A 12,398-nucleotide genomic window follows, 5' to 3' on the forward strand; every position below is an offset into this window, starting at 1 on the left:
CCAGAGGGCGCAGGAACGGCGAGGCCGGCCAACGGCGAGAAGAACACGTCATCAAACAAACGTCGAATTCCTGCATCCGCCCCAGGTCCAAGATTCAGAGGCCATTTCCGTCTGACGAGACTTCAGAGAGCTTGAAAAGCCCCCTGCCCTACTGAATCTCGGGGGTTTCTGCATACATGAGAACTTAAATCTCAGAAGTATAAAATTGTTCTGATAAATAAAGTAAACTTCGTTTTTCAATCTACATATTACCTAAGAGACAAGATATTTGAGTTTTACCGGATGTTGTGTACACTCAATATAAAAAATAGAGGCAGCATGACCACGATCAGCGATACAAAAAACGAAATCATCCCGGCGGCTCCCGCACACCTTGCAGATCTTCATGTACAGGCAACGGAATATGTTGCCTCCTCTCAATCTCCCTCAACGATCCGCGCATACGCGTCTGACTGGAGGATTTTCGAGCAGTTTTGCGCTGCCAGGAAGCTTAAGAGCATGCCTGCTTCGGTTGACACGGTAGTATATTTTATCACCCACGAAGCCCAGTCCGGTCGCAAGGTAAAGACTATAGAAAGGCGGCTGTCTGCTATCTCGGATTATCACCTGAAGATGTCAGAAATACCGCCGACCCGCCAGAAAGACGCGCGTGCACTGCAGGCAGCAATGAAAGGGATAAAACGCACTCTCGGCGTGGCGGTAGAGAAGAAGCACCCTGCCACCGATGATCTCATTCTCCAAATGCTCTCGAAGATCCCAGGTGTCAATCTCATAGACATTCGCGACCGAGCCCTGATCAGCTTCGGTTTTGCCTCTGCAATGAGGCGCTCGGAGCTTTCCGACCTCACCTTCAATGACCTAGAGTTCAACGACAAAGGCGTCGTCGTACGGATCCGGAAGTCAAAAGGCGATCAGGATGGCGCAGGTCAGACAATTACCGTTCCGAAAGGTCGTATCATTAAACCAGTCAGGGCTTTAACCGATTGGCTAGAAGCTGCGGGTATCGAGGAGGGACCGGTCTTTCGCCCAATCGTCAAAGGAGCGAAGCGCTGCCGCGAGATGAAGCTTTCGGGCGATGCGATGGCTCGGATCATCAAGAACCGAGCGTGTGATGCACAGCTCGATCCAAAGCTGTTTTCCGGCCATTCCCTGAGGAGCGGTTTTGTCACGACAGCAGGTATGAACGATGCGCCTATCAACTCGATTATGGACCAAACCCGGCACAAAGACGTGAATACCGTTCGTGAATACTTCGCTGATCATGAGAAATTTAAGAACCACGCGGGATCAAGCTTTCTATAAGGAGAGCCTAAAAAGCTCAGTTTTTATTTATTATTCTTTTTTTGGAAAATATAATGTATAATATGTATGTTATTTCGCATCGGAAGACCGGTTTTTTTACGCAGAAACCATCACCAACGTGGAAGTCTTCCTTTAACGCTCAGGTCAACACCGCCTTGATCTGCGAGAAGCTTGTTTCACGGAGCGCGAAGGCGCTGCGTGAGCACGTTGTACTGCAAGACCATAATTTTCAGAACTATCCGCATTTTCATTCGGCAAACCCGGATCTCGATGAACTTGCGCTTCCTCGCCTCAGTCAGGTGAAACAGGCTTATGATCGACGCATGGCAGTCTTCGATGACGCGAAGAACTTCAAGCCGCAGAACTATCCAACGGAATCCGAGACACCGGTTAAATCTTCCCTTATCCCGAAGCTGAAGTAAAATACACTTTGAATTATTTCAAAGCGATAATTTCTCAGAGAAATATTATTTTTCGAGTGAAAAATGAGAAAAAATATAGTATTGACTTGGGCTTGCAATATACAATATATGATCTACCCAATGAGCGTAGGCGCTCAGGTTTAAAAGACGTTTGCACAAAAGGGTCAGGTTCTTGCCTGGCCCTTTTATTCCGTGAAGTGTGTCACTTGTTAACAACCGTAACCAAAGAGATTTAGTTGTCTATTTCCGTCTTTAAGCTCAACCGGATCGATATCTCAACGTCTTCGGGTTTCCAGGAGCTCGATGCTTTGGCCGAGGAAGCTTTTCCCGAAGATCCTGACCGGGAGATGTTCCCGGTTCTGATGTGTCGCCTGGCATTTACCTTCCATGTCGCATGCGATTTGGCCGAGGGCGTTAGAACCCTGGATATCCTGCCCCGCTTTGGCAAATTCGTCTCCGATCCGAGCCGGACCCCTGGGAAAGCAGGCATGCGCATCAAAAACCTCCCCAAGGAGCATCAAGACAACGTTCACCTCCGACGTCAGTGCAGTCTTCTACAGAAGATCGATAGCCAGGAGCTCGTAGATCAGATGCAGTCAGTCATTGCTGATCAGGGGTTCACTCAGGAGGTTTCCAGCCGTCCTTGCACGCCTTAAACAGGTCGTCCAAGCTGTCAGGTGGCTCTTCTGATTCAAGCATCTTTCGGAAGACAACGTATGGATCGTTCCTGTCGCCCCTTTTGCGCATGCCTTTCTCGTCATTCATCCAGACGATTGCGATCAGCTTGTCCTTCTCGGAGTACCGGAAATAGAGGCGGAAGCGATTGCCGCCGAATTTGGCCCGTCTCCAGTGCTTGTAGAGAGGACCCATAGTCTTTCCCTGGCGGAACTCTGGGCCAGCTGGATCGGTAGGGATCCTCTCCATGATCAGCTTCGAGACCTGGTTGAAAAGTTTGACGTTCGTGTTGCCTGGATTGTCTGGAAGCGCCTTCTGAGCCGCTGCATCGAGCGTGATCATCTGACCGATGAAGAGCGGATGGAAGAGCAGCCGCCATCCGTTCACGATGGTCGGCTTACTCAAATTGCGACGTCGCCTTCGATTTCCTCATCCAGATCAACGTCTTCCTGGGCAGCGGCCTCCATTCGAGATGCGATACCCCTCGGCATGTCGAAGAGAGTGCCGTTCGATGTGATGTCCTTGCTGACAAGTCCCAGGAACTGACCAAGAACAGGATCATCACCCATTGCTTGCAGGTGGGCTTCCACGACCTTCACACGGAGCTCACCGCCTTTGATTTTGCAGACGAGCTTGGTCCCTTTCGCAATACCCAGCGCGTCGCGAAACTCTTGAGGCACGGTGATTTGCCCCTTTGAGGAGGCTGTCGTAATTTTCTCAATATCAGCCATAGCTCGCGCTCTCCCGATAGCGAGTGTGGAACATCAGTGCTCCTAGAAGTAAGGCTGAAATCTTACTTTGTCAATTTCTCAAGACAAAGCTCTGATCTTGAGAGAACCCTCAAACCAACCGAACGCCCTCCCTCCAGGCGATATAACTCAAGGTGTTCACAACACCCTTGCAGCCGTCGAAATCGCTCTTTCTGCATGGAAAGAGATCACCAGGAACGCCTGATCTCCGTTTAAGCTCCCAGAGAGTCTTCAGGTTTTCATGCTCTGCCTGAGCGTCATCATTCAGCACGATGAGGAGATCCCAATCTGAATTCTCCCGGTGATCGCCTCGGGCACGGCTGCCGAAGAGCCAGATCTCCGCCACATCCAGCTCCTGCACGACGAGATCGAGAAGGGGCTGGCACTCGGAATAATCAGTCATCTTGCTGATACCGTTTCCTCAGATCATCCGCTCGAACTCTCCAAAGATTACACTTGGACAGGATCAAGAACCTTGCGACGTGCTGTGTATTATAGACTTCGTAAGGACCAAGACGCGACGTCGAACTAGAGAACGCATGTGCGGTCATCGTGTTGCGTAGGTACTCACAGAAATTAATGGCATCAGGTACGGGAACTTCCCGGTCGCGGATTTCGAGACCATCCGAATATTCGCACAGAGTGTCGATTATTTCATAGATCGGGACTTCGGTCTTATCACCTCGTGTCACCCAATCGACGGTCGCTGAGCGGCTTATTCCTGCTTGTTCCAATCGCTCCTTAAAGGGCTCCAAGACTTCCGGATTCCAGGCAAATCTATATTTTCCCGATCCCTTGAGAGATCGCGGTTTCTCGCTGCTTGCTTGGACTGTGAGGCGGAGTTCTTCGATGGACGAGTATGCGAGGTTGATCGCTACTGATGTTCCGACATGGGATGCGAAATCTTCGGTGTGTTTCTCGAACACTTGCCCCTTCCAGGGGTGCATTGACCAGGGTGTCACATGCTCGATTTCGTAACTCATTGCAAGCTTATGGATTGCGTACACAAGCGCCCTATCGTCCCACGCCGCTGCCGCCATCGCGACAGCAATTGGAAGGGGATCGCGATGCGTAAATTGCTTAAAATAGGGATCTTTTTGGAAGACAGACTCGAAAACTTCTCCGCGTGTGGAAGGATCGCTTGAAAGAGGAAAAGCGTGTGTTGGCAGGCCCTTCTGATCAAGGCAGCCTTCTAGGACAATGCAGGCTGCACTGATCAATTGAACGATATTTTTTGCCTGCTCCTGCTCTTCGGTTTCAAGAACGAGTAACTGCCCGTATTCCTCTCCGTCACGCAAGTATTCAAAGTCCTGAAGCGCATTAGCGCGAGAAACTTCGGACATTCCAGTTTCCGTGAATTTATACCTGTGCGAAGGGTCGGTAATAGCACTGGCAGACCAGTTCGCCTTTCGGCAAATGGCTTGGACAAGTTCGATCTCCTCCGGCGGAAACACAAAGAAACTACAGAATTCAGGCATGACACCTCTCGAAGAGGTTAAGGGCGGCACCGGATGGAGAAAGGTTCTTGTCTTGGTTCGGGTGAAGGTGTGGTCCGCCGACCCTTAGGACCGACGGGCCACTCAATCCACTCACTTCCGGGCTCATTCCCGGCGAACCGGCCTTCTGACTGTGTTCGTCAGGAGCGTCAAACAGAAAAATATTAGTTCTGAATGACTTGAATATCACCGAGTGAAGAGGTTTCTCGATCAGCTGGTTCATACCGCCACCACCTCCCTCTGCTCTGCGCCTGCCAGATCCGGCCTCCGACGAAGACAGACATCGAGCAGCCCCTGGAGCATCCGGATTCGCCCAGCATCTGAGCTCCCCTGAGCAGCGGGGGAATTGGTCCCTGCATCGATGATGCTTTGAAGCGAAGGCGCGTTTCGCCAGTAGGGCTGCCAGCCCGCTTTGATCTTCTGGCAAGCTACCTGGAACTGCGCAGGGGTAAGCTTCTCGACCAGGCCATTGGCCAACCCGTGAGCTGCTTCCGGTGATAGCTTGCGAAGGCCCTTCTCCGACCAGAACCGTTCGATCCAGGCCTCGACGTCATCTGCATCCAACTTCTCAGGTGTCGTATCCAAGCCCGCGTACTTCGCTAGCAGCTCCTTCGCCACATGAATGGCCTGCCGATCCGGGTTTTGGATATTTCCTCCAAAATGATGGTTCAACAAGGAGATCATCTCACGATCTTCCTTCGAGATCTCCTCGATCCTCGGCTTTGAAGGGATCCATCTTTTCCTGGTGAGAGGTAGGTGGTGGACTGTTGCCCCCTGCCCTGCCGTGTCGGATTGCTGGTGAACCGGCTCGGGCTTGGCTTCCTGATCTTCTGAGAAAATATCGATTTCTCTCTCTCCCTGCTCGGCATCGAGATCGCCGGTCTGGGGGATAGAGGGGGAATCTAAGTTAACTTGGGTAAGTTCTCTGTCCATTGATTGAACACCTGGATCACAATGATTGGACACCTGATCTGCCGACGTGTCCAATTGCTGAACACCTGAAGATGCCTTTGATGTCCATTTACTGGACACCTGGTCTTGCGGGTTGCCCTGCTCGGCATTGCCCAAGAGAACAGTATACGTATTCACCGATTTTCTGGTCTTTCCCGAGTGAATTCGGATGTACCCGAGGCGTTCCAAGGTATTTAAATGCTTCAGCAGCGTGGTCCGAGATTTGATACGAGTTTCTTTCGAAAGCGTCTCAAGAGACGGGAAGCATTCACCCGTCTGGTTGTTGATAAACTCCAGAAGGATAAAGAAAAGAGTAATCGGGCCCTGCTCTGTTAGGCGCTCGTCTCTCCTCAGCTTCCTTCTGATTAAGTATGTTGTCGGCCTTTTCGCCGGTTCTTGAATACTGCTCACTGCTCTGTCCTCATTTATATTATGAGCAGGCAAGCCTCCCTCGATGCGAAAATTGTATTTTTTCGCTTGTTCTGATTCTGGGAGGCTGGTAATCTCAACTTGCGACAGATGAGATTTATCGGCCCGCTGGGTTGATTAAGGCCCTCGGAGTTTCTCCGGGGGCTTCTCTTATTCTAGGCGTCTGTCTGGGTTACCTCCTTCTCCTGTTTTAGTGGAATTCTGTATGACACCTGGTCATCGTTAATCGTGACCTCGATCCAGCCAGAGTCTTTCAACAGGCTCAATTGCTTCATCGCGTCTTCAGAAGACTTTATCTTCGCTACCTTCTTGAACTCGCCGAGCGACAGGCTGTGCTTCATCACATCTCGGTCTGCATCGTGCTGAGAAGCTCCAATCATAAATATGAAGCTTCCGCGCACATGTACCGGCAAGCTTTTGTCTCCTACCACGGACATCTTTGTCGTAGAGATCCTCGCGATCAGGCTCTGGTCTGTGATGTCGTGGTATTTGACTGCCATGTAGTCTGCCTTTCCGACTCTAGATTCGACTTCCTGCATTGTCGCTTGTGCCAGCTTTCCTGCAAAGCCCCTTATCTGTCCCAAACCGGCCTATTTTGGTGATTTTGAATGCCTGAACACCATCAATAGTATGTTTTCTGTATTTTCTCAGATTTCTACAGGTCACACCTTTCGGAGCGAAAAAATGACTTTTCGCTTGATTCCGGTCTTTGTAGGTGGGAAGCTTCTCGGGAATTGTTGTTGAGGGCTTCCCACCGGGAACATCTTCTAAGGACCTTCAGAGTTGGCGCTCTGGGGGTCCTTCTCGTTTCAGGCTTATGTCATCGCTCGATCCTCTCCGATTCTGGCGCTCGGTATCTTGGCATTGTCGCTTGCCGGTGTGCTCAGGCCAAGGGCCGTCCTGTGCTTTCGTTGAAATCTGGTGATTTTCGCCTGGCCGAACACCATTTCTGGTATTCTTGCCGCCCGAACACTCAGGAAGAAAAACAAAGGATACCTGTGACGAAAACAGCAGTTTTCGCTTGCTTTGTCTTTTCCGGTGAGTATCCTGATTGGGAAACCGCAGGACTACTTCACTGTAGATCTCATGGAAGCTCGGGAGTTCCAGCTCCTGGGCTTTCTTCGTTTTGGGAAGCTGCTCGTTACCACCTCCATTTATTTGTTCTCGTTGGAAGTGATAATCACGAAGTTGACGCATTTCTGCAAGAGATTCCCGTAACTTACAGAGATTGCTCTTTCTTAAGTCAAATTTTCCAGAGACTTACATGCCGAAGCTGTGGTGGTCTCTCACGGCACGGTTTAGACTAAATGCAGTCCGGTAAATACTGTGATTACAATGGCTTCCGGAGCAGTCTTCAGATGCGATCACCGAAATAGGCCTTATTCGAACCTGCGTTTGAGGTAGAATCGGTGGCGGAAATGTTGTGAGTTTTGTGAGCTGGTTGGATGACAAATCGGGGTGATATCATGAATGAAGGGGAATGCTCTGTGAGAAGTTTTTTTGGTGGCGAGTATGTGTTTTATCGGGCTCCCTGCGCTGGCGGATCCAGTGCCGATCACGGTGCGAGGGTTGAACATGGATTCCACTCCTCGGGAAATCGAAGCGATCCTCGGGATGTGCAGCGAGATCGATAAACCGGGAGAAATCGGCTGTGAGAAGGATGGTGTCCCCTCTGGCGGGTACAAGATCGAAGAGAATGGCCAGATCTCCGGGATTCTCTTCAATTGTCACATGATCTGAGGCTGCGACTACAGTCCGAAAGAGATCATGGAGAAGCTCATGGAGACCAGGCAATTGGAAATCAATTGGGCCGATGAGATCTCAGGCAGCTATATCCTTGATGGTCCAGCTGGCGACCAGGTTCTGATCGCTGCCGTCGATGGAAGGTTCCACAAGCTCCAGCTCTGGCGTGAAGACTACGAAAAAAGCAGGCCCGAGCTTCTCCTGGATTAAATTTATTTACGTAGAAGACCGTTGCGGAAGCGGGATGGAGCCGCCATCGCTTTAGGTAGATTGAGGAACAATGGCAATCGAGACAATTTCAACGCGTAACAGTCGGGAAATTCTAAAGTTGATTGAACCCCGGCGACCTGAGGATGTCGTTCTCGGCGAAATGTCCCTTAGTAGCCTTGGTAATCTCCTCGAAAAACTTATGAAAATGCTTCATGGGTCTAGAGGCATGCCAAGATTTCCGGACCCTAAGCTGCGGGGATTGAAGATCCGTTATTATGAGGAGTTGGATGAAAATCCTCGCTTAGCCGTCTATCAGGCGTCAATGAAGTTAGAAGGCCAGCCTGTATGGGATCTCATAGTCAGGTATCATGAGACGGACGAGTTGAGTGCGGACTTCGTTCGGGTGAGCGACGTCATCAAGGCAACAGCTTACAAGAGCCCTAGTAAGGTTGGGACAAGGAAGACCTTTTTAGGCGCATCCGGCTTCTATCACGACGAAATCGAAAAACGTCTTGGAGAGAATGCGGCCTCGGACCTTATTCACATCGAGACGCTCTTGGATCACCTCAGCAGCGTTAGCTCTTCGCTGGACGACTGGGTTACCTCTGGCATGAACATGATGGCGTTCTGCGCCCAGTGCAAGCGAACTGGAACGATCACCAAGGCCCGCCTAAGGCGGATCCTCCAGTCAGGCAAAGACTTGGAAACGCTGAAGCAGGATCTCGTTTGCGAGGGATGCAGACAGAAAACAGACGAGGACTGCATTATGTGCACTTTTGAAGACTGGCCCAACGGGTGTCCCTACTGTCTTGGCAAGGCCTCGAACATGGTTCGTCCGGACCCGGCTTAGACATCAGGAATGATGATCCATCATGTCGCGAAGAGGAGGTCGTCCACAATGAACTGGAAGACTGGTTTTTTAAGGCTCTGGATCGTGGCATCTGCGATCTGGCTAGTGTTCGTCTTCGTAATGGAGCGTCCTGACAAGGAAGTTGTCCTCTGGTTCCGCCTCGATAAAGCGACGGCACAGATGACGGACTTGCTGAAGTCAACGGATGGCGACAGGATCTACATCCCGAGCAAGGATACGACCTACAGCCGGGAAAAGGTTCGAGGAGATCACGTAAGGGTCTGGGCTGAAAAGAAAGCGACTTGGGAGAAGGCTGAGAACAAGCTCGTAATCTTTTTCGCGGCAACGGGCATACCAATTTTCGGCAGCCTGCTTCTCGGCTTGGCCGGGCTCTGGATCATCCGTGGCTTTCGAAGACCAGCCGAAGCGGGCGAAGAGCAACAGTAACCGTTCATAGGAAAAGCCCCGTTCTTGGCAGGTCCTCTTCACTTTCAACCTTATTGAGTGATTAATCGCGCATGCTGCGGAATTCTGCGGTCCTGCGAAAGTAGGTTTCCTTCGATAATCCCCACGCTGCCTGGATTTCCTTTCGCGTCAGTCCTCGAACTTCGAGCTCTCCAATAATCTCTGCCGTGGCGAAGTACTGAACCGGTTGGTTCTTGGTGAGGCCTCCTTAAGAGACGCCTCCTGGGTAGAGAGCAAATTGAAAAGTTTTATCCTGTAAGATAAATTTTGCCTGTTTAGGCAAGGAAACAGGGCCTTTTTATCCTGCGCGATAAAATATGATTGATTTTGCCCGAATGAGCCCTTATTTATCCTGCATGATAAAGGAGAGCGGCGTGAAACAGTCGGCGGAAACACTGAAATGGGCAGAAAAGATCGGAGCAAGTATCCGAATCCGGCGAAAGGATCTGGGTCTCAGCCTGGAAGACCTGTCGCGCCTGTCCGGGTCAACGATTCCGACCCTATCGCACATCGAGCGCGGTACACGGGATCTCAAGCTGTCTACTCTTGTGTCCTTGTCGCGCGCTCTGAGAACCGAGCTTCCATCTCTTTTCCAGACTCAAACTCTCTCCTCTGAGACCTTTCCTGACACGGAGCAGGACGGCTACGACCTGGATGATGATTGATGGCCGAAGGCGAAACAATTACGGTCTTCTACGGAAAGTTTGCCGTCGGGAACCTTCATCTGTCCCCAGGCGGCGATCTTTCCTTCGAGTACGATCCAAAGTGGCTCGGGACACGAAACAACTTCCCGCTCTCTTTAACACTCCCCCTTCAGCGTGGCTCATTCCCTGACGAAATCATCACACCTTGGCTTTCGAACCTGCTTCCCGAAGAAGATCAACTGATCTCTTTGTCACGTGCTCTCGGGCTTTCGAGTTCCGATGCGCTCGCCATCCTGCGCGAAATCGGCGGAGATACCGCAGGCGCAATCTCGATTGGTGAGCCCAGCATCCGGGATGACTGGAGCTACGAAAGTTTGCAGGATTACTATGGTAAGGCGTCTGAGAGCGCGGCTCTGGCCCGACATTTTGACGACCTTGGCAAGCGGCCCTTCCTGGTTGGTGAAGACGGGGTGCGGCTATCGCTTGCAGGTGGTCAGAAGAAGACCGCGCTGGCCGTTATCGACGAGGAAGGGAGGCCAAGGCTTGGGTTACCACAAACAGGTGATCGGCTCGCTGTTCCGAAGAACGGTGCGCCTTCTACCATCATCATAAAGCCTGACAATCCTCGCTTGCCCGGCATCGTTGAGAATGAGGCATATTGCCTGACGCTTGCGGGCCTGATCGGGTTACCAGTTGCCGAATGTACCATCATGGAAGCGGAAGACCGGACCGCCCTGGCCGTCGCGCGGTATGATCGTACTCAGCGCAAAGACGGCACTCTTCGCCGTCTACACCAGGAAGATTTCGCGCAAGCGAACGGTATCTATCCTGGCCAGAAATATGAACAGGGGACCGTTACGGGCCTCGATATGACGCGCCTCCTGCTGACCGGTGATCACCTGCCGCCAGCGGACGCTCTCGCCCTTCATGATCAGCTGATCTTCAATATTCTTTGTGCGAATACTGATGCGCATGCCAAGAACTATTCAATTCTCCTGCGCAGCGGGACATCGATGGCCCCGCTTTATGACGTCTCAACAGTACTCTCATGGGATCATGTAAATCAGTATCATGCACAGAAGATCGCTGGCAAGAAACGCAAGCCCGTCGATATCGCGCCGCGTCACTGGGATGCGATTGCCGAGAGTGCCGGATTGAACGCCCCTTCCCTACGCCGTCGTGTCGCCGAGCTCATCGATGCTATGGTGGCGCATCGCGTCGAGGCAACTAAGCGCGTCGCCTCACTTCCAGGAGCAACGCCCGAGATCGTCGATCATGTTGCAGAACTCGTCGAAGACAACGCTTTGAGAATAGGCGGACGCCTCAGAGCTGATGCCTGAAGCGTTCCAGAACTCTCTTGGGGAGGTTCGCGAAGAAAAACCCCCCGGCGCTGGGCCAGGAGGTTGAATAGAGTTAGCTAGCAAACCTGTTAGCTAAAATGCGGATTAGCAGAGTTCATAGAGCTCGTATTCACCCGATGACATGTTCCAGCGAAGCATGTGAGGGCCACCGTCATATTCAAAACTGAGATTTCCATCTTCCCTTCTGCAAGATCTCTCTCCACTAACACCTCCAGATTTCCTTGAAGGGTCCGGTAGGCAGAGAGCCGTCGGCATCCCGCTGGTAGACAAGCTTCGGGCACATCATGTCGTTATCACAAATTGCGGCATGGCGAACAGACAGCATACAAATAGAATTGTCCTCCATCATTCTTCCGCTAGACCCGTGAATTAACCTTGGAGTCGGGTCTATCCTGCACTTTGGTAAGATGCCTTCTCAGGCTCGGCTCTATCTTCCCGCTCTGCAGGGTTCTCAATCACTCCAATGAAGCTCAGTAATCCTGGCCCAAAAAGCAGGGCGATCAGGATTACGGGGATAATGCTTTCTCTCTTCATCATGTAACTGCTCTCTTTCGAAAAGTTGTTGGGAAGGAGCCCCTCCCCTTCGTGGGGAAAGGCATTCTTAGTCCGTGTCAGTGTTCGCCGCCGGAATTGTCAACATTGGAACGCTCATGGGAGTTGCCCCGGTTGCCAAGGAACCCGAAGGGACTGCGATCCTGCTCGGGTTGAGCGGGGGTGTCGTTGTCAACATTGGTGCGGTCGTCTTCTGCTATCTGGAAGCCGAAAACTTCGACGAGTGCCTCGGCGCGAGATTTCGCTTTCTTGGAGGTCTTGGAATATCGCTCTTGGGCAATGATCTTGAATGCATCTCGCCAGATAGTGATGGCTACCTGTTCGTTGTTAGAAGTGCTGTCCATGAGCTCATGAAAGCATTCTCCGATGGCTTCATGGGCGATCCTTACTTGGTTCTTGAAGCGTCGGCGTTCTTCCTGTTTGGCTCGCTTTTGTTTTTCTCTGAGTTCTTGGATCTGCTTTTCCAGACATTCTGATTCTGAAAGGTTTTCTCGTTTCGTCAAATTATGCGCCTCCTCGAAAATATGTATATTATTTACATTGTCATCC

The 12,398-nt window shown here is 51.3% G+C and carries 17 protein-coding genes; 9 read left to right on the forward strand and 8 right to left on the reverse strand.

All coding sequences use genetic code 11. From position 1 onward, the window contains the following. Positions 1-318: 318 nt before the first annotated feature. The 3 genes from FIU85_RS21550 to FIU85_RS21560 all read left to right on the forward strand — a co-directional run bounded on the left by FIU85_RS21550 (position 319) and on the right by FIU85_RS21560 (position 2,380). Positions 319-1,302: a site-specific integrase gene (locus tag FIU85_RS21550; protein ID WP_172978965.1), complete on the forward strand. Its 984-nt coding sequence runs from the start codon at positions 319-321 to the stop codon at positions 1,300-1,302. A 53-nt stretch (positions 1,303-1,355) separates the two neighbouring features. Continuing rightward, positions 1,356-1,724, forward strand: coding sequence for a hypothetical protein (locus tag FIU85_RS21555; protein WP_152498456.1), 369 nt, complete (start codon positions 1,356-1,358; stop codon positions 1,722-1,724). 236 nt (positions 1,725-1,960) lie between these two features. Next, a complete protein-coding gene (locus FIU85_RS21560; RefSeq protein WP_152498457.1) occupies positions 1,961-2,380 on the forward strand; it encodes a hypothetical protein in 420 nt (139 codons plus the stop codon). Here FIU85_RS21560 and FIU85_RS21565 read toward each other — a convergent pair. The 7 genes from FIU85_RS21565 to FIU85_RS22180 form a co-directional block, all read right to left on the reverse strand. Continuing rightward, positions 2,343-2,804, reverse strand: a complete 462-nt coding sequence (locus FIU85_RS21565; RefSeq protein WP_254703096.1) for a type II toxin-antitoxin system YhaV family toxin — start codon at positions 2,802-2,804, stop codon at positions 2,343-2,345. The two genes, FIU85_RS21560 and FIU85_RS21565, sit on opposite strands and share 38 nt — an antisense overlap. Next, on the reverse strand, positions 2,801-3,130 hold the full coding sequence (locus tag FIU85_RS21570; RefSeq protein ID WP_152498458.1) for a type II toxin-antitoxin system PrlF family antitoxin: 330 nt from the start codon (positions 3,128-3,130) through the stop codon (positions 2,801-2,803). The genes FIU85_RS21565 and FIU85_RS21570 overlap by 4 nt, the downstream gene beginning before the upstream one ends. A 109-nt stretch (positions 3,131-3,239) precedes the next feature. Beyond that, the gene (locus FIU85_RS21575) at positions 3,240-3,551 is read right to left on the reverse strand and encodes a nucleotidyltransferase domain-containing protein (RefSeq protein ID WP_152498459.1); all 312 of its coding nucleotides are present in this window, start codon (positions 3,549-3,551) and stop codon (positions 3,240-3,242) included. Next, positions 3,544-4,491 carry a hypothetical protein gene (locus FIU85_RS21580; RefSeq protein WP_152498460.1) on the reverse strand — a complete coding sequence of 316 codons (948 nt, stop codon included), beginning with the start codon at positions 4,489-4,491 and terminating at the stop codon, positions 3,544-3,546. The genes FIU85_RS21575 and FIU85_RS21580 overlap by 8 nt, the downstream gene beginning before the upstream one ends. Positions 4,492-4,863: 372 nt before the next feature. Beyond that, positions 4,864-6,006, reverse strand: a complete 1,143-nt coding sequence (locus FIU85_RS21585; RefSeq protein WP_172978966.1) for a helix-turn-helix domain-containing protein — start codon at positions 6,004-6,006, stop codon at positions 4,864-4,866. 173 nt (positions 6,007-6,179) lie between these two features. Further along, positions 6,180-6,563: a hypothetical protein gene (locus FIU85_RS21590; RefSeq protein WP_172978967.1), complete on the reverse strand. Its 384-nt coding sequence runs from the start codon at positions 6,561-6,563 to the stop codon at positions 6,180-6,182. A 238-nt stretch (positions 6,564-6,801) separates the two neighbouring features. Beyond that, positions 6,802-7,221 carry a hypothetical protein gene (locus FIU85_RS22180; RefSeq protein ID WP_172978968.1) on the reverse strand — a complete coding sequence of 140 codons (420 nt, stop codon included), beginning with the start codon at positions 7,219-7,221 and terminating at the stop codon, positions 6,802-6,804. A 378-nt stretch (positions 7,222-7,599) separates the two neighbouring features. Between FIU85_RS22180 and FIU85_RS22185 the strand changes: the two genes are divergently transcribed. The 6 genes from FIU85_RS22185 to FIU85_RS21615 all read left to right on the forward strand — a co-directional run bounded on the left by FIU85_RS22185 (position 7,600) and on the right by FIU85_RS21615 (position 11,276). Further along, complete coding sequence (locus tag FIU85_RS22185; protein ID WP_172978969.1) at positions 7,600-7,764, forward strand: hypothetical protein; 165 nt, start codon at positions 7,600-7,602, stop codon at positions 7,762-7,764. A 27-nt stretch (positions 7,765-7,791) separates the two neighbouring features. Further along, on the forward strand, positions 7,792-7,977 hold the full coding sequence (locus tag FIU85_RS21595; protein WP_152498463.1) for a hypothetical protein: 186 nt from the start codon (positions 7,792-7,794) through the stop codon (positions 7,975-7,977). 70 nt (positions 7,978-8,047) lie between these two features. Beyond that, positions 8,048-8,827, forward strand: coding sequence for a hypothetical protein (locus tag FIU85_RS21600; protein ID WP_152498464.1), 780 nt, complete (start codon positions 8,048-8,050; stop codon positions 8,825-8,827). A 48-nt stretch (positions 8,828-8,875) separates the two neighbouring features. Further along, positions 8,876-9,274 (forward strand): hypothetical protein, encoded by a 399-nt coding sequence (locus FIU85_RS21605; protein WP_152498465.1) that lies wholly within the window; start codon positions 8,876-8,878, stop codon positions 9,272-9,274. Positions 9,275-9,609: 335 nt separating this feature from the next. Then, positions 9,610-9,957: a helix-turn-helix domain-containing protein gene (locus FIU85_RS21610; protein WP_152498466.1), complete on the forward strand. Its 348-nt coding sequence runs from the start codon at positions 9,610-9,612 to the stop codon at positions 9,955-9,957. After that, positions 9,957-11,276 (forward strand): type II toxin-antitoxin system HipA family toxin, encoded by a 1,320-nt coding sequence (locus FIU85_RS21615; RefSeq protein ID WP_152498467.1) that lies wholly within the window; start codon positions 9,957-9,959, stop codon positions 11,274-11,276. Before FIU85_RS21610 ends, FIU85_RS21615 begins: the two co-directional genes overlap by 1 nt. A gap of 632 nt (positions 11,277-11,908) precedes the next feature. On the opposite strand, the gene FIU85_RS21620 is transcribed toward FIU85_RS21615, so the two are convergent. Beyond that, the gene (locus tag FIU85_RS21620) at positions 11,909-12,352 is read right to left on the reverse strand and encodes a hypothetical protein (RefSeq protein WP_152498468.1); all 444 of its coding nucleotides are present in this window, start codon (positions 12,350-12,352) and stop codon (positions 11,909-11,911) included. Positions 12,353-12,398 lie beyond the last annotated feature (46 nt).

The organism is Roseovarius sp. THAF8 (genome assembly GCF_009363735.1).
Classification (GTDB): Bacteria; Pseudomonadota; Alphaproteobacteria; order Rhodobacterales; family Rhodobacteraceae; genus Roseovarius.

Excerpts from the sequence above, each read along its gene's own strand:
- FIU85_RS21550 (WP_172978965.1), top strand. The coding sequence starts at position 319 with ATGACCACGATCAGCGATACAAAAAACGAAATCATCCCGGCGGCTCCC.
- FIU85_RS21555 (WP_152498456.1), top strand. The coding sequence starts at position 1,356 with ATGTATAATATGTATGTTATTTCGCATCGGAAGACCGGTTTTTTTACG.
- FIU85_RS21570 (WP_152498458.1), bottom strand. The coding sequence starts at position 3,130 with ATGGCTGATATTGAGAAAATTACGACAGCCTCCTCAAAGGGGCAAATC.
- FIU85_RS21575 (WP_152498459.1), bottom strand. The coding sequence starts at position 3,551 with ATGACTGATTATTCCGAGTGCCAGCCCCTTCTCGATCTCGTCGTGCAG.
- FIU85_RS21580 (WP_152498460.1), bottom strand. The coding sequence starts at position 4,491 with ATGTCCGAAGTTTCTCGCGCTAATGCGCTTCAGGACTTTGAATACTTG.
- FIU85_RS21590 (WP_172978967.1), bottom strand. The coding sequence starts at position 6,563 with ATGCAGGAAGTCGAATCTAGAGTCGGAAAGGCAGACTACATGGCAGTC.
- FIU85_RS22180 (WP_172978968.1), bottom strand. The coding sequence starts at position 7,221 with ATGCGTCAACTTCGTGATTATCACTTCCAACGAGAACAAATAAATGGA.
- FIU85_RS22185 (WP_172978969.1), top strand. The coding sequence starts at position 7,600 with ATGGATTCCACTCCTCGGGAAATCGAAGCGATCCTCGGGATGTGCAGC.
- FIU85_RS21595 (WP_152498463.1), top strand. The coding sequence starts at position 7,792 with ATGGAGAAGCTCATGGAGACCAGGCAATTGGAAATCAATTGGGCCGAT.
- FIU85_RS21600 (WP_152498464.1), top strand. The coding sequence starts at position 8,048 with ATGGCAATCGAGACAATTTCAACGCGTAACAGTCGGGAAATTCTAAAG.
- FIU85_RS21605 (WP_152498465.1), top strand. The coding sequence starts at position 8,876 with ATGAACTGGAAGACTGGTTTTTTAAGGCTCTGGATCGTGGCATCTGCG.
- FIU85_RS21610 (WP_152498466.1), top strand. The coding sequence starts at position 9,610 with ATGATTGATTTTGCCCGAATGAGCCCTTATTTATCCTGCATGATAAAG.
- FIU85_RS21615 (WP_152498467.1), top strand. The coding sequence starts at position 9,957 with ATGGCCGAAGGCGAAACAATTACGGTCTTCTACGGAAAGTTTGCCGTC.